The 13,868-nt window shown below is 60.3% G+C and carries 15 protein-coding genes; 11 read left to right on the plus strand and 4 right to left on the minus strand.

Annotated features, from left to right (window positions below; all coding sequences use genetic code 11):
• The first annotated feature begins 58 nt into the window (after positions 1 to 58).
• Complete coding sequence (locus CLH61_RS07485) at positions 59 to 694, plus strand: DUF1326 domain-containing protein (protein WP_099614075.1); 636 nt, start codon at positions 59 to 61, stop codon at positions 692 to 694.
• A 19-nt stretch (positions 695 to 713) separates the two neighbouring features.
• On the plus strand, positions 714 to 1,487 hold the full coding sequence (locus tag CLH61_RS07490; protein WP_099614076.1) for a DUF2182 domain-containing protein: 774 nt from the start codon (positions 714 to 716) through the stop codon (positions 1,485 to 1,487).
• A gap of 53 nt (positions 1,488 to 1,540) precedes the next feature.
• On the opposite strand, the gene CLH61_RS07495 is transcribed toward CLH61_RS07490, so the two are convergent.
• Complete coding sequence (locus CLH61_RS07495) at positions 1,541 to 2,386, minus strand: DUF2059 domain-containing protein (protein ID WP_099614077.1); 846 nt, start codon at positions 2,384 to 2,386, stop codon at positions 1,541 to 1,543.
• 277 nt (positions 2,387 to 2,663) lie between these two features.
• Here CLH61_RS07495 and efpL point away from each other — a divergent pair, with 277 nt between their 5' ends.
• Positions 2,664 to 3,230, plus strand: coding sequence for an elongation factor P-like protein EfpL (gene efpL, locus CLH61_RS07500; RefSeq protein ID WP_099614078.1), 567 nt, complete (start codon positions 2,664 to 2,666; stop codon positions 3,228 to 3,230).
• Between the two features lie 88 nt (positions 3,231 to 3,318).
• On the opposite strand, the gene CLH61_RS07505 is transcribed toward efpL, so the two are convergent.
• Complete coding sequence (locus tag CLH61_RS07505) at positions 3,319 to 4,155, minus strand: methyltransferase domain-containing protein (RefSeq protein ID WP_170003649.1); 837 nt, start codon at positions 4,153 to 4,155, stop codon at positions 3,319 to 3,321.
• A 242-nt stretch (positions 4,156 to 4,397) separates the two neighbouring features.
• On the opposite strand from CLH61_RS07505, the gene CLH61_RS07510 reads away from it, so the two are divergent.
• Both CLH61_RS07510 and CLH61_RS07515 read left to right on the plus strand, forming a co-directional pair.
• On the plus strand, positions 4,398 to 5,372 hold the full coding sequence (locus tag CLH61_RS07510; protein ID WP_099614080.1) for a DnaJ C-terminal domain-containing protein: 975 nt from the start codon (positions 4,398 to 4,400) through the stop codon (positions 5,370 to 5,372).
• A 14-nt stretch (positions 5,373 to 5,386) separates the two neighbouring features.
• The gene (locus tag CLH61_RS07515; RefSeq protein WP_099614081.1) at positions 5,387 to 5,731 is read left to right on the plus strand and encodes a chaperone modulator CbpM; all 345 of its coding nucleotides are present in this window, start codon (positions 5,387 to 5,389) and stop codon (positions 5,729 to 5,731) included.
• 77 nt (positions 5,732 to 5,808) lie between these two features.
• Here the strand turns inward: CLH61_RS07515 and CLH61_RS07520 are convergent, their stop codons facing one another.
• Entirely contained in the window at positions 5,809 to 5,988 is a 180-nt protein-coding gene (locus CLH61_RS07520) for a DUF6435 family protein (protein ID WP_099614082.1), read from the minus strand.
• Positions 5,989 to 6,154: 166 nt separating this feature from the next.
• On the opposite strand from CLH61_RS07520, the gene CLH61_RS07525 reads away from it, so the two are divergent.
• The 6 genes from CLH61_RS07525 to CLH61_RS07550 all read left to right on the plus strand — a co-directional run bounded on the left by CLH61_RS07525 (position 6,155) and on the right by CLH61_RS07550 (position 12,833).
• Positions 6,155 to 7,591 (plus strand): DUF5666 domain-containing protein, encoded by a 1,437-nt coding sequence (locus CLH61_RS07525; RefSeq protein ID WP_099614083.1) that lies wholly within the window; start codon positions 6,155 to 6,157, stop codon positions 7,589 to 7,591.
• An 83-nt stretch (positions 7,592 to 7,674) separates the two neighbouring features.
• The gene (locus CLH61_RS07530; RefSeq protein ID WP_099614084.1) at positions 7,675 to 8,535 is read left to right on the plus strand and encodes a DUF6502 family protein; all 861 of its coding nucleotides are present in this window, start codon (positions 7,675 to 7,677) and stop codon (positions 8,533 to 8,535) included.
• Positions 8,536 to 8,623: 88 nt separating this feature from the next.
• On the plus strand, positions 8,624 to 10,123 hold the full coding sequence (locus CLH61_RS07535; RefSeq protein WP_099614220.1) for a DUF5666 domain-containing protein: 1,500 nt from the start codon (positions 8,624 to 8,626) through the stop codon (positions 10,121 to 10,123).
• Between the two features lie 35 nt (positions 10,124 to 10,158).
• Complete coding sequence (locus CLH61_RS07540) at positions 10,159 to 10,890, plus strand: DsbA family protein (protein WP_099614085.1); 732 nt, start codon at positions 10,159 to 10,161, stop codon at positions 10,888 to 10,890.
• Positions 10,891 to 11,072: 182 nt separating this feature from the next.
• Positions 11,073 to 12,086: an oxygen-dependent tRNA uridine(34) hydroxylase TrhO gene (trhO, locus tag CLH61_RS07545; protein ID WP_099614086.1), complete on the plus strand. Its 1,014-nt coding sequence runs from the start codon at positions 11,073 to 11,075 to the stop codon at positions 12,084 to 12,086.
• A gap of 18 nt (positions 12,087 to 12,104) precedes the next feature.
• The gene (locus tag CLH61_RS07550) at positions 12,105 to 12,833 is read left to right on the plus strand and encodes a DUF481 domain-containing protein (protein WP_099614087.1); all 729 of its coding nucleotides are present in this window, start codon (positions 12,105 to 12,107) and stop codon (positions 12,831 to 12,833) included.
• Between the two features lie 56 nt (positions 12,834 to 12,889).
• Here the strand turns inward: CLH61_RS07550 and CLH61_RS07555 are convergent, their stop codons facing one another.
• A complete protein-coding gene (locus tag CLH61_RS07555; protein WP_099614088.1) occupies positions 12,890 to 13,837 on the minus strand; it encodes a YbgA family protein in 948 nt (315 codons plus the stop codon).
• Positions 13,838 to 13,868 lie beyond the last annotated feature (31 nt).

A 13,868-nucleotide genomic window follows, 5' to 3' on the forward strand; every position in this document is an offset into this window, starting at 1 on the left:
CCGCCGCGCTGGTCTAACCTGAGAAGACGAGGCTGCGTTACTGAAAGGAGTAGCGGAGATGAACAAGGTTGATTGGCGTATCAAGGGGTTGGAGTTTGTAAATTGTAACTGTGACCTGGGGTGTCCGTGCCAGTTTATGGCCCGGCCGACCCACGGCGATTGCCATGCGTTTGCGGCAGTCAGGATTGAGGAAGGGTTTCTGGCGGATACCCGGCTGGATGGGTTGTCTTTCGCCATGACCCTGAAGTGGCCAGGCGCGATCCATGAAGGCAATGGCGAGGCCCAGGCGTTTGTGGACGAGCGGGCAAGCCCGGAACAGCGGGAAGCCATCATGGCGATCCTGTCCGGAGAGAATTCCGAGCCAGGGGCAACATTCTTCAACGTGTTTGCCAGTACCATGACCAAAATGCACGATCCGGTATTCTGTCCGATTGACGTGTCCTGCGATGTTGAAGGGCGTCATGCGAAGGTCCGGGTAGCCGACCTCGTCGAGGCGACGGGTGAACCCATCGTGAATCCGGTGTCCGGTGAAGAGCACCGCGCACGCATCGATCTGCCGCATGGTTTCGAATATGCAGTGGCAGAGGTGGCCAGCGGGCATACCCGTGCCAGTGCAGGAATTCCCATGGAACTCAATGCCAGCCACTGCCACCTGTCGCACCTGGATATCGGTCCGACCGGGGTTTATCGCTAGGTCGGGCGGGAGCACATTGATGAGGGCCGCTAACGGTTACCTCTCGCAGCTGGCGTCCCGGGATGCCCTGGTGACCCTGGCCGGGCTGCTGGCGGTTACCGTTATCAGCTGGTGGTACATTGTCGAGATGGCCGCCGGGATGTCGGCGATGGCGCCCGGCATGATGCTCAAACCCTGGACGGCCAGCTATTTCACCATGATGCTCGCGATGTGGAGCATCATGATGGTGGCTATGATGATCCCAAGCGCTGCGCCGATGGTGCTGCTGTATCGCCTGGTGGCCAACAAAAACCGGCTGGCCCGGCCCGGGCTCGGCACCGCGTTGTTTGCTGCGGGCTACCTTGTAGTCTGGTCGCTGTTCAGTGTGATGGCGACGCTGCTGCAATGGTTGCTGGAGGAATGGGCGTTGCTGAGCCCCATGATGCGCAGCCAGAGCGTCCTGTTCAGCGGTATCACCCTGATTGCCGCGGGTCTCTATCAATGGTCATCACTGAAGCAGGCCTGCCTTCGCCATTGTCGCGGTGCGTTGTTCTTCATCTCGCAACACTGGCGTCCCGGGTCCGCTGGCGCCTTTCAGATGGGACTCACCCACGGCATGTATTGTGTAGGCTGCTGTGGCGCCCTGATGGCCTTGCTCTTCGTCGGCGGCATTATGGACCTCACCGTGATTGCGGCCATTGCCGTGATTGTGCTGCTGGAAAAACTGATGCCTGGCGGCGAGTGGCTGGCACGTCTGCTGGGGGCTGCCGCCATTGTCCTTGGCGGTGTCGTCATCGTTTCCGGGATGATGTGACGACCCGAGGATTATTCATGGGGGCTGGCTGGCACCAGCCCCCGGGATGGTTGTCAGATCTGCTTTGACGTGCCGGCGAAATGAGTTGCCAGTTGCCCGGCCCATTCGGTGATCGAGTTCTTGAGTTCCCGATCAATGCTGCTCATGGCCGCCTGGTTGAACTCGGTTGCTGCCGGTTGTTTCAGGAAGGCTTCGTACTGCGCCAGTTTTTCCTGTTCGAGGTTGCGATAGGAGTAGGCAAGGGAAATCAGCACCATTTGCTCGATACTGGCGCGGTTCTGTTGCAAACCGGCCTCTACCTGCTTCTCAATCTCGCCAATATTGACCGCAGTTCCCGGTTGCGACGCTGTCATCAACGCGGAATAGACGGCGAGGCTGCTGTGCTTCTGAAGGTCCATGGCCATATCGGTGCCGCCGAAAAGTTCATTCACGGTCTGGCTGAAGGCCATTTTCTCCTGGTCGGCAAGTAATGCGGGGGCCTCGGCTATCATTTGCTGATAGGCCTCCGGCGTCGAGCCGCTTTCCTCGGCACGGGTGATTTCGCGTCCGAGATCTGACTGGTACCAGGTCAGCAGTTCCGCGACCTGTTCCTCGCTGAGGGAAGCCTGCAGGGATGCGCGAATGCCAGACATGATTCGGCTTGGCTCGAACGCTTCGCGGGAGCTGCTCATCATGGCCTGGAAATCTTCCTCGGCAATTGGGGCTCCACCCTGGTGAGCCTGCTGCAGGCCGGCCCGGATCACTTCGGGTAACTGCGCCACCTGTTTGGTCAGGCCGGACAAGTCCATCAGCTTGTCGATGGATGCGTCGGAAGCCGCGCCAAAGCTGAATGTGGAAACCACAAGCAGGACAAGTAAGGTGAGGGTTTGGCGCAGGTAACGGGTGGCATGAGACATCATGCGAACTCCTTTTCGATTATTGTGCGTCCCCTTGGGGGAGTGGTTTTATGTTATTAATTTTGCTGCTTATTGCGAGAAACAGCATAGCAGCGGTTGGGCGGCGCAAACTGTGCAAAATGTTTCAATTCGTAAAACGGACTGGACCGGGTTGCGGGACATTGCCGGGGTTTGCGTCAGGGGCAAGTTGTCAGCAAGGCGTGCGACTTACGAAAGTCAGAGCATTCGGCCTGTGCCGGTTTTATAATGCCGGCGGGTTTGAATTCTGGAGCTTTTAAAAATGCCTAAAGCAAGTGAAATAAAAAAGAATTCCGCGGTTGAATACGATGGCCGGGTTTGGTTTGTGAAGGACATCGAGCGTTCGGTCCCGCAGGGCCGCGCCGGTGGCAGCCTCTATCGCATGCGGATGTACGATGTGGTGACCGGTAACAAGATCGACGAAACCTTCAAGGATTCAGACATGCTGAATCTCGCCGATCTGACCCGTCGGGCAGCAACCTTCTCCTATGCTGACGGCGACGAGTACGTCTTCATGGACACCGAGGACTACACCCAGTACAGCCTGAACCGGGAGTCGATCGCCGACGAGCTGCTGTTTATCAGCGAGGATACCCAGGGCCTGATGGTTATCCTGGTCAAGGACGCGCCGGTAGCACTGGACCTGCCGCCCACTGTCGAACTCGACGTTGCCGAAACCGACCCGTCCATCAAGGGTGGATCGGCGACCGCCAGAACCAAACCGGCGAAACTGTCGACCGGCCTGGTGGTTCAGGTGCCTGAGCATATTGCGACCGGCGACCGCATCAGGGTGAATGTCGAAGAACGCAAGTTCCTCGGCCGCGCCTGATCCGGACACAGTGCCGCAATGCGGCAGGGGTGCCACCTGCGGGCATCCCTGTCCGGTTCACGGGCGGGCACTGTGGTCGACGCGCTGGTCAGATAGCCAGCGGTCGGTGTGCTTCGCTTGCAGTGCGTTTGGTGGCGGTCACCAGGTGCACTGAAACCGGGAAGTGTATGGTTCCGTCTGCGCGCTGGAACGGGGCAAGACCGGACTGTACCTCGGCGATTACCGCCTCGACCTGTGCCGGTGTCAGGGTGACGCCCGCAAAGGGAAACCAGCCTTCAATATCGGCCAGCGCCAGCTCCTTCAGGCTGGCGAAAATCGCCGCCTCCTCCAGTCGCACGTGTTCAGTATCGTGGATGCCAGCACTGCTGAAGACGCGGTTAAGCCGATCCGCGCTGCCCATCGAGAAGGGAACCCGGAGCAGGTTGCCCATGGTATCACTGACCACGTCATCATAGATCTCGGCGAGCGCCCGGTAGACCGGTTGTTCGGCGAGGTCGCCAAACACCGCAACGACCAGGTGCCGGTGGTGGGCCACAACCCGGTACATTTCCCGCAGGGCCTTTGCCGGGTCGGGAAACAGCATCAGCCCAAACTGGCAGATCACGGCATCAAACTGATTGTCCGCGAACGGCAGCGTTTCGGCGTCACCTTCCAGCCAGGTAATGTGGCTGGATTTGGTGCGCGCAAGGGCAAGCATGCCAGGATTCAGATCCAGCCCGGTAACGTGCCCGGCTGCCCCTGTGCGCCGCGCTGTCTGCAGGGTCAGTTCGCCGGGGCCGCAGGCGACGTCCAGTACCTGATCGCCCGGTTTGACATGGGCGGCGTCGATGGTGTGGCTGATCCAGGGCGCGAGGAGCGTCGGGCCGAGCCGTGCATCATACTCCCGGGCGACCATTTCGAGGGCTTTTACGGAGATAGCGTCCATAGCCATCCTCCTTCTCACAAGCGGAGGTTGTCCAATGCCTGTTGGATTATCAGGGGGCGCCTTTCTGGTTGCCCCTTATCCTTGATTATGGTGTCTGCCGCCACAAACGGAAGGGCCGATCTGTAAATCTGCCAGGCCGCTTGCTTTTTTCGCAGGTGCACCGAGTATTAAGGATAGATAGCTGCTCTGATCGCCGACGAGCAATTTGCAACAGCGAAGTGCAATGAGAAATGGAGCCCCAAATGGACTTCAAAGACTATTACGCCGTCCTCGGTGTGGGGGAGTCAGCCTCTGCCGAGGAAATCAAAAAGGCCTATCGCAAGCTGGCGCGCAAGTACCATCCCGATGTCAGCAAGGAGGCCGACGCCGACGAAAAGTTCAAGGATCTGGGCGAAGCCTATGAAGTACTGAAAGACCCGGAGAAGCGGGCCGAGTATGACCAGCTCCGCAAATACGGAGCCCGTGCCGATGGCTCCTTTGAACCGCCGCCAGGCTGGCAGAGTGCGTCCGGTTTTGGCCGTGGCGGCTATACCGAAGCCGATGCCCGCCAGTTCAGTGACTTCTTCGAGGAGATTTTTGGCGGTGGCCGGCGCAGTGCCCGCGGTTTTGACACCGGCGGTTTTGGTGGTTTCCGCCAGGGCCATTCCATGCGCGGAGAGGATATCCACGCCCGGCTGCCGCTGTTTCTGGAAGAAGCGTTCAACGGCTGTGAGAAACAGGTTCAGTTCAAGGTTCACGAAGCCGATGAACAGGGCCGGCTGGTGGCCCGTAACAAGACACTCAAGGTGAAAATACCCGCCGGTATGCGGGATGGCCAGCACATCCGCCTGAAGGGGCAGGGGGCTCCGGGTGTCGGTGGCGGTGAGAACGGTGATCTGTTTATTGAAGTGGAGCTGGCACCACATCCCCATTTCACGGTGGAAGGCCACGATGTTGTACTCACTCTGCCGGTGGCTCCGTGGGAGGCGGCTTTGGGGGCCACGATAACGGTGCCTACGGTGGACTCGAAAGTGAATCTGAAAATTCCCCCCGGGTCGAATACCGGCCGCCGCCTGCGCCTCAAGGGTAAGGGCTTCCCGGGCAAGCATCCCGGTGACCTCATCGTCGTGCTGCAGGTGGTGATGCCCGAGCAGCACGCCGGCCAGGCGGAAGCCCTGTACCGGCAACTGGCGGAGGCCGAGAAGAACTTCAATCCACGCAGCCGTTTGCATGTGTAAGTGAGGGATGAGCGATGACCCCCAAGGATCAGATCATCACTATAGACGTGATTGAGCCCCAGGCAACTTTCAGTCTCCGCGAGATTTGCGAGCGGGGCCACTGCCACGCCGAGTTTGTCATCAAACTGGTCAGTTACGGCATTATCGCGCCGCTGGAGGAAACCGCTGACATCCCGCAATGGAGCTTCGACCTCGGCGCACTGGCCCGCTTGCGCAAGGCCCAGCGGCTGCAGCGGGATTTCCGGATGAATCTGCCCGGGCTGGCCATGTCCCTCGAGCTGCTCGATGAGGTTGAGAGTATGCGCCGGGAGGTGGACCGGCTGAACCGGCAGCTCCGGCAACTGCTGGGGGAGTGGTAGCCGGGGAGCGGGTTACGAGTTGGTTGCCAGGCCGGGGAGGCGTTACTCCCCGGGTCACTTTTCGACACTCAGCTTGGTCAGTCAGCGTCCTGCTTTGCCAGGTTTTGCAGTTCTGCGTATATCTTCTCCGCTTCTTCCATCAGCCGACCATGGCTGCGCAAATCCCCGTTGCGCTGGGCGTGGAGCGCTTTGGTCAGTTTGTCCTCGTAGGCTTTCCTGAGTTTTTTCTGCGGGTCACTTCTTAAAAATCCGAACATCGTCAGGCTCCAGAACCTGTGGTCATTGAAGGCTTTACGTTCTGTGCCCGGTAAAGTTCACAAAATGTTCATGGAGAAATTATGGACAATTGATTATTTGGGAATAAAATCCCATTTACGAACATGGGAAAATAATCCCAAAAACGAAAAAGCCTGGAGAACTGCAATGAAACAGAATCCTTTGGCAGTAGCGGTAAAACTCGCCGCAACCGGAACGCTCATCGGAGCCCTGGCAGCATGCGGTGGCGGCGGCTCGGGCACGGATACCACCGTGTCGGCATCCTCGGCGGGAACCAGCGTAGGGCCGGTATCGGGGTTTGGTAGCGTCTACGTCAACGGTACCCGTTTCAGCACGAATGGCAGCGTCAGCAGCGACGATGGCCTGGAACGGGAAGACCAGCTGGAAAAGGGGATGGTCGTGAAGGTCCGCGGGAGCTGGGATGACCGCGGCCAGGGCGCCGCCCGGACCATTGATTACGACGACACCCTGCGCGGTCCGCTGGAGTCAGCGAGCTGGGATGATCTGGAGCGGGTCGGTGAGCTCCTTGTTGCTGGCCAGCGGGTGCTGCTGGACGGCCAGACCGTGTTCAAGGGGGCAACTCCGGTTGAGCTGGCGGCGGCCGGTTCCGCGACCTACCGGGTGCGGGTCAGTGGCTGGCGGCTCGATGATGGTAGCTTTCGGGCCAGCTTTGTCGGGGTGAAAAGCCTGAACGACAGCTTTGACGACCAGAACGATGTCGAGGTTGAGGGTGTGGTGAGTAATCTCGACAGCCTGGCGCAGACGTTTACCCTTAACGGCCTGCCGGTGGACTACCAGAGTGCGCAATTCGATGATGACCTGTCACCGGAGGAGCTCGCCAATGGTGTGGTCGTTGAAGTCGAGGGTTACCTGCAGGGTGGCGTACTGGTGGCCGAAGAAATTGACGATGAAGACGACCTGTTTGATGACGACGACGATGTTGAAATGTCCGGAGCCATCGTCGGCGATTACGACGTCAATGCCCGTCAGTTCGTGTTGAACGGCGTTACCGTGCAGGTCACCAGCGGTACCGAATTTGATGACGGCGTCCGTGAGAGTGACCTGGTCGATGGCTTGCTGATCAAGGTCGAGGGCGAATTCCGTGGCGGTGTTCTGGTGGCCGAAGACATCGAAAGCCGGGACAGTAATGCCGGGCTGGAAGCTACCGTCAGTGAACTCAACGCCGACACCCGGACGCTTGTGGTGGGTGGTGTGCGGGTTCTGGTCACCGCCAATACCCTGATCGAGGATGACGACGCTGACGAGGGCGACCGCCTGGGCTTCAATGACCTGCGTAACGGTGATTACCTCGAAATCGATGGTATCCAGCGCGCTGATGATGGCAGCTATCTGGAAGCGCTCAAGATCGAGCGGGACGATGACGACGATGACAACTTCGAGATGGAAGGCCGTGTCGAGGCGGTTACCGCTACCACCATTACGGTGATGGGGCGGGAGCTACTGCCCGGGGGCCTTAGCCTGTCCGGCATTACGGTGGGTAGTCAGGTGGAGATTGAATACCGTATGACGACCGGCGGGGAGTATGTGATCGACGACATCGAACTGGAAAGCGATGACGACTGACCGCAAGGTCACGGCCAGGCCCGCCGGAATCCCCGGGCCTGGCCTTCTGGTTTTGATGCTTGCATGGGAATACAATCCCAAACATGAAAAAAACCGACACCCATCCGCTGTATCGTGCGCTGTATCGCATCCTGCGTCCGCTGGCGCGTCTCCTGCTTCGTAATGGCATTCCGTTCAGCGAGTTTGCCGAACTGGTCAAGCGTGCCTATGTTGAAGCGGCGCTGGAGGATTTCAGTGATGACCGCCGCAAGCCCACGGATTCGCGGGCGGCGGTGATGACTGGCCTGACCCGCAAGGAAGTGAAGCGTCAGCGGGAACTGCTCGCCGCTGAGCCTTCCGGCAATCAGCAGGAACCGCGAGCGGGGCGGGCGTCCCGCGTTGTCGCTGGCTGGGTCCACGATGAGGCTTTCCAGACCGGCGATGGCGTCCCGGCGGTTTTACCATTTGATGGTGCCCTGAGTTTTACCGAACTGGTCCGTCGCTACAGCGGCGACATGACCCCGCGGGCGGTGCTGGACGAGCTGCTGAGGGTGGGGGTGGTGGCAGTGGATCCGGATTCCGGCCGTATCGAACTGAGAAGCCGTGCCTATGTTCCCGCGGGGGACAGTGCCGAACTGCTCCAATACTTTGGCGAAGACGTATCAGACCTTGTGACGACCGTGGATCACAACCTGGTGGCCAGCGAGTCCGGCCGGACGCCCCTGTTTCAGCGCACGCTGACTTACAACAACATCCCGCCGGAAGTCATCAGTCGCTGGCGGGCCCACGCGGCCAGCCAGTCCCAGGCCCTGCTTGAGCAGCTCGATTGCTGGCTGGGGCCTCATGACCGGGACATTTCCGGGCAGCGCCGGGAAGGGGATACGGGCCAGTCGGTAAGGACCGGGCTCAGCATTTTCTATTTTGAGGAGCCATTGCAGCCGGACGATCCGGAGCGTGGTCGCTGAGCATACCCGCTTCCGGTCAGTGTGTATGCCGGTATGCCAAGGAAACCTGTTGCGGCTGCCCGCCAAGGGCGGTCATGGAGACAACCAAATGAAGCGTCAATCTCCCTTATCGCTGGTGAAACACTCGTTTACCGCAGCCACTCTTGGCGTCCTCGCGGCCTGCGGCGGTGCCGGGGGTGGCGCCACCATTGCCGATGGCGGCATCCGCGGCACCGGCGCCAGCGTGGGACCGGTTTCCGGATTCGGCAGCGTGTTTGTCAACGGGGTTCGCTTTGATACTGCCGATATCCTTAACCGGGTGGTCGACAGTGACGATGGCATCGGCTCCGAGGCGGAGCTGGCCAAGGGGATGATCCTGCGGGTCAACGGCGAGTGGGCGGCCGACGGGCAGGGTACCGCTGAGAGTATGGCCTATGATGACAGTCTTCGCGGTGCCATCACCGTAACCCGCCCCTGGGATCCGGTTACCCTGAGTGCGGAGATTGCGATCTATGGCCAGACCGTGCAGATCGACCGCCAGACCGTGATCCAGGGCAAGCTGGTTGCGGATCTGGCGGATGGCGACCTGGTCCGGGTCAGTGGCTGGCGCCTGGCCACCGGTGGCTTCCGCGCCAGCTACATAGGGCTGCTGACCGGCGGCTCCGAAGACGATGTGGAGCTGGAAGGCCGGATAGATACCGTCGGTTTCAACCCCGACCAGAACCACTTCCAGATTAACGGTCTGCGCATCGAGTACAGCGACGATGCCTTTGATGATGACTTCACCGAAGCCGGGCTGGTGGCCGGACGGATTGTGGAAGTGGAGGGCCGCATCGAGCTCCGCGACAGCGGCCCGGTCTTGGTGGCCCGGGAGATCGAGGAAGACGATGACCGCCGTTATCGTTCTGCGGCCGGTGCCGGAATCGAATTCGCTGGTCCGGTGGCCGCCGCCTACGAGGCGGCATCGGGCACCTTTACCACTAACGGTATTACCGTAAGGATCGATAGCGAAACCAGGCTCGATGACCTGACCTTGAGTGATCTGCAGCCGGGCCTGCTGGTGCAGGTGGAAGGCGATGTGCTGGACGACGGTTCAGTGCAGGCGGATGAAGTCGGGTTGCGTGAGGCCAATGCCCGGGTGGAAGGTGCTATCACCACGGGGCCGGACCTCACCGCCATGACCCTGGAGGTGGGCGGCGTGCTGGTCCGGGTGACTGGCCTGACGCTGATCGCGGATGACGATGAGACAACCCGCCTGGCGCTGGCGGACCTGCAATCCGGGCAGCAGATCGAGGTTGAGGGCATCGAACGGGAGAGCGGGGGTGAGGTCTGGCTCGAGGCGCTGAAAATCGGGCGGGATGACGATGATGACGCGGCATCCCGATTTGAGCTGGAGGGCCGGCTCGGCGATATCGATGGCCAGGGCATCACCGTGCTCGGGGTGCAGTTGCTGATTAACGGCACTACCGAGTTTGACGATGTTTCCGCCGCCGAGCTTGAGAGCGGACTGGCCAATGGGGTGCGTCCGGTGCTCGAAGTCGAGTACTATCGGGCCGACGGTGTGTACTATGCCGATGAAATCGAACTGGAAGCGCAGGACGACGACTGACCTGTACGACTGACAATAACCAACAAGGAGCAACCATGGGTGAAGCCAAGCGCCGTAAAGAAACCGGAGCGCCCGTACAGCACAGCAGGAACAAACGCAATCCGGTACTCCTTGGCGGCCTGATCGCGGCGGCTGTGGTGATCATTATTGCGGTGTTCTTCTTTACTGCCGCCCCGGAGCCCACCTCGAATGAGTTGCCGGTGGCCGCCGCCAATGCCGAGCCGTTCCCGGCCCAGCTGGATCGCTTCGGCATTGCGGTGGGGCCGGAGGATGCCGCGGTGGTGGTTCGCGAGTTTGCCGATTACCAGTGCCCCGCCTGTGGCCGCTTTGCCGAAGCGAGTCAGCAACTGAAGCAGCAATACGTTGACACCGGAAAGGTCCGCTTCGTGTACTTTGACCTGCCCCTGCAGCAGCACCAGAACGCCATGCCGGCGGCACAGGCTGCCCGCTGCGCCGGCGACCAGGACGCCTATTGGCCGATGCATGACAAGCTGTACGGCATGCAGAGTGAGTGGAGCGGCTCCGGTGATCCGGTGGCCACCTTCAGCCGCTACGCCAGCGACCTGGGCCTGGATGAGCGCCGCTTTAACCGTTGCATGAGCACCGAGCTTCACCGGGAGGCGGTGGAGCAGAGCCTGCAGGTGGCGATGCAGCTGCGGGTTGCCAGTACCCCCACCGTATTGGTGGACAATGTTCGCCTGACCCGCCCCGGCTGGGGCCAGTTGTCGGCGGTGATTGAGCGGGAGCTGGCAGCAGCCAGAGACTGAGTCCTCTGCCGCTGTCGTAGGCAGTTACCCCACCTTAACTTGAACCTCAGGTCAGGTTGGTTATCATTTGCGCCCCCGGGTGTGACGGGATCTTCGAAAGGGATCCCTGGCCACGACCAGCGGGGGCGTTTCCGTTTTTGAATCATGCTCCGGATTTACGGTCCGGTCCGCAGGAGAACTCTATGACTGACAATGTAGTGGTCTGCGCACTCTACAAGTTCGCAGTGCTGAATGATTACGAGGCACTTCGCCAGCCGTTGCTGGACCTGATGCTGGCGAAAGACGTTCATGGCACCCTGTTGTTGGCCCGCGAGGGTATCAACGGCACCATTGCCGGCAGCCGCGAAGGGATTGACGCCGTCAAGGCCTGGATTGCGGACGACGAGCGTTTTGACGGTGTCGACTACAAGGAATCCTTCGTCGATATCCAGCCGTTCAAGCGTACCAAGGTCAAGCTGAAGAAAGAGATCGTGACCATGGGCGTGGAGGGTATTGATCCCCGGCGCATCGTGGGCACGTATGTGGCCCCGAAAGACTGGAATGATCTGATTTCCGACCCCGAGGTAGTCCTGGTGGATACCCGTAACCAGTACGAGGTGGAGATCGGCACCTTCAAGAATGCGGTGAATCCGGCCACCGATACCTTCCGGGAATTTCCCGATTATGTGAAGCAGCATCTCGATCCGGCGAAGCACAGGAAGGTAGCGATGTTCTGTACCGGTGGTATCCGGTGCGAGAAGTCCACAGCCTTCCTCAAGGAGCAGGGCTTTGACGAGGTGTATCACCTCCAGGGTGGCATCCTCAAATATCTGGAAGAGGTGCCGGAAGAGCAGAGCCTGTGGCAGGGCGAATGTTTTGTGTTCGACGACCGGGTCACAGTCAATCACCGGCTGGAGCGGGGCGGTTACGACCAGTGCCATGCCTGCCGGCGGCCGATTACCGAGGAAGACAAGCAGCGCCCGGAATACGAACAGGGTGTGAGCTGTCACCAGTGTTTCGAGTCGCTTACCGAAGAGCAGCGCGCGCGTTTCGCCGAGCGTGAGCGGCAAATGCGGCTGGCGGAGCAGCGGGGCGAGGCCCACGTGGGTGGTGAGGCCGCGCGGATTATCGCCGAGCGCAAGGCACGCAAGAAAGCCCTGCGGGAGCGTCAGGCCCGGCAGAGCCTTGAAGGAGAAAAGACCCGCCGCGCCAGCTGATAACCAACAGGAGATCTCATGGGATTAGGACGAGCGGTATTGATCACAACGGCACTGCTGCCAGCGATGGCGGTTGCCGAGGCCGAAGACTGGAGCGGTGAAGCCGAGCTGGGCGTGCTCCTCACGTCCGGTAACACCGAGGAAACCAACATCAACGGTCGGCTGGGCCTCAAGCATGAGGTCGAGCGTTGGCGTAACACCGGTGATTTCCGCTCCACCTATTCCGAAGGCGCGGATGAAACTACGGCGGAAAAGTACCGCGCGATCATGGAAACCAATTACAAGTTCCGTGAACGGCACTACTGGTTCCTGCGGGGTTCCCATGAGGATGACCGGTTCTCCGGCTACGACTTCCAGTCCACCCTGACCGCCGGTTACGGTAACCGGCTCTGGCAGTCCGGAGAACGGTCATTTCTCGACCTGTCGGCGGGTGCCGGTTACCGGTACAACCGCCTGGACGAGCCCAACGAGGACGGGCGCCAGGTCGAGGAAGAGGCCATCGCACGTCTTGCCGGCCAGTTCGATTTCGCCCTGTCGGAGTCAGCGCTGTTCAGCCAGAAACTGAGTACCGAGATTGGCCTCGACGAGAACAACACCATCACTGAATCTGAAACCGCCCTGCAAAGCAACATCATCGGCACCCTGTCAATGAAGGCGGCGTACCGGGTCAAGCACGTGTCGGACGCACCGATTGGTTCGGACAGCGTGGATACCGAGACGTCACTGACTCTGCTTTACGGCTTTTGAGGCAGGGCATAGGTAATGGTTGGAAACGGGCCCTGCGGGGCCCGTTTTTTTTCAGCTCACACCCGGTTGCGCAGACCGAGTTCGTCCGGATAGGGCGTCAGGTATTGCTGGGTATGCAGGTAATCCACCGGCTCCCGGCGCTGGGCCATCCGCAGCAGGGTCATGGGCACCACCAGCGGCACTTCACCCCGGTGGTAGGCTTCGATCTGTTCCACCAGCACCTTGCGGTCCTCGTCACCCAGGGCGTCCCGCAGGTAGCCCATCAGGTGCTGTAGGGCATTCACGTGGGAACCACGGCTGACGATTTTTGCCATTGCCGTCATGAATTGGTGGATGTAACGATCGGCAATCTGGGCCAACGGCTCGGATTTCAGGTCTCCGAGCATCGGGCCGAGCTCGCGATAGATTTTTTCCGAGTGGGCCAGCAGCTGGAACTTGTGACGGGTGTGGAACTCGATCAGCGCCCTGGCGCTGAGACTGGCGCCGGCGACATTCTGCATCCAGTCGTCATAGGCGAAGACCCGTTCAATGAAGTTTTCCCGCAGGGCATCGTCGTTGAGACGGCCTTCCTCTTCTACCGGCATCAGCGGGTACGCCTCCATCAGGGACTGCGCAAACATGCCGCGACCGTCACGGCTGCTGACCTGGCCCTCTTCATTGTGGATGCGGATGCGCTCCATGCCGCAACTGGGGGACTTCGCCATCAGGATATAACCGCGGAGATCAGCGAGGGTTGGCAGCACCGTGCGGATGAAGTCCTGCATTGCCGGGGTATGGTCAGCGGTACCTTTGGACTCGATCAGCCGCAAGCCGTCCGCAAACTGGCGCAGATGGATGGCCGGGCGGGGCACGCCAAGTCCGGCTTCGAGCTCCGGACATATCGAGCGGAACTGGAAGTGTCGCGCCAGCACCTGGGTGCAGAAGCGGGAGTGTTTGTGGCCGCCGTCATGGCGGACTTCCCTGCCAAGCAGGCAGGCACTGATTCCTACAGGGATTTCACTCACGAACGACACTCCGCAGTTTAAAAGCGTGGAT

Origin of the sequence: Marinobacter profundi (assembly GCF_002744715.1) — a bacterium.
GTDB lineage: Bacteria > Pseudomonadota > Gammaproteobacteria > Pseudomonadales > Oleiphilaceae > Marinobacter > Marinobacter profundi.

Coding starts and splice junctions, on each gene's coding strand:
- CLH61_RS07485 (WP_099614075.1), top strand. CDS start 59: ATGAACAAGGTTGATTGGCGTATCAAGGGGTTGGAGTTTGTAAATTGT.
- CLH61_RS07490 (WP_099614076.1), top strand. CDS start 714: ATGAGGGCCGCTAACGGTTACCTCTCGCAGCTGGCGTCCCGGGATGCC.
- CLH61_RS07495 (WP_099614077.1), bottom strand. CDS start 2,386: ATGATGTCTCATGCCACCCGTTACCTGCGCCAAACCCTCACCTTACTT.
- efpL (WP_099614078.1), top strand. CDS start 2,664: ATGCCTAAAGCAAGTGAAATAAAAAAGAATTCCGCGGTTGAATACGAT.
- CLH61_RS07505 (WP_170003649.1), bottom strand. CDS start 4,155: ATGGACGCTATCTCCGTAAAAGCCCTCGAAATGGTCGCCCGGGAGTAT.
- CLH61_RS07510 (WP_099614080.1), top strand. CDS start 4,398: ATGGACTTCAAAGACTATTACGCCGTCCTCGGTGTGGGGGAGTCAGCC.
- CLH61_RS07515 (WP_099614081.1), top strand. CDS start 5,387: ATGACCCCCAAGGATCAGATCATCACTATAGACGTGATTGAGCCCCAG.
- CLH61_RS07520 (WP_099614082.1), bottom strand. CDS start 5,988: ATGTTCGGATTTTTAAGAAGTGACCCGCAGAAAAAACTCAGGAAAGCC.
- CLH61_RS07525 (WP_099614083.1), top strand. CDS start 6,155: ATGAAACAGAATCCTTTGGCAGTAGCGGTAAAACTCGCCGCAACCGGA.
- CLH61_RS07530 (WP_099614084.1), top strand. CDS start 7,675: ATGAAAAAAACCGACACCCATCCGCTGTATCGTGCGCTGTATCGCATC.
- CLH61_RS07535 (WP_099614220.1), top strand. CDS start 8,624: ATGAAGCGTCAATCTCCCTTATCGCTGGTGAAACACTCGTTTACCGCA.
- CLH61_RS07540 (WP_099614085.1), top strand. CDS start 10,159: ATGGGTGAAGCCAAGCGCCGTAAAGAAACCGGAGCGCCCGTACAGCAC.
- trhO (WP_099614086.1), top strand. CDS start 11,073: ATGACTGACAATGTAGTGGTCTGCGCACTCTACAAGTTCGCAGTGCTG.
- CLH61_RS07550 (WP_099614087.1), top strand. CDS start 12,105: ATGGGATTAGGACGAGCGGTATTGATCACAACGGCACTGCTGCCAGCG.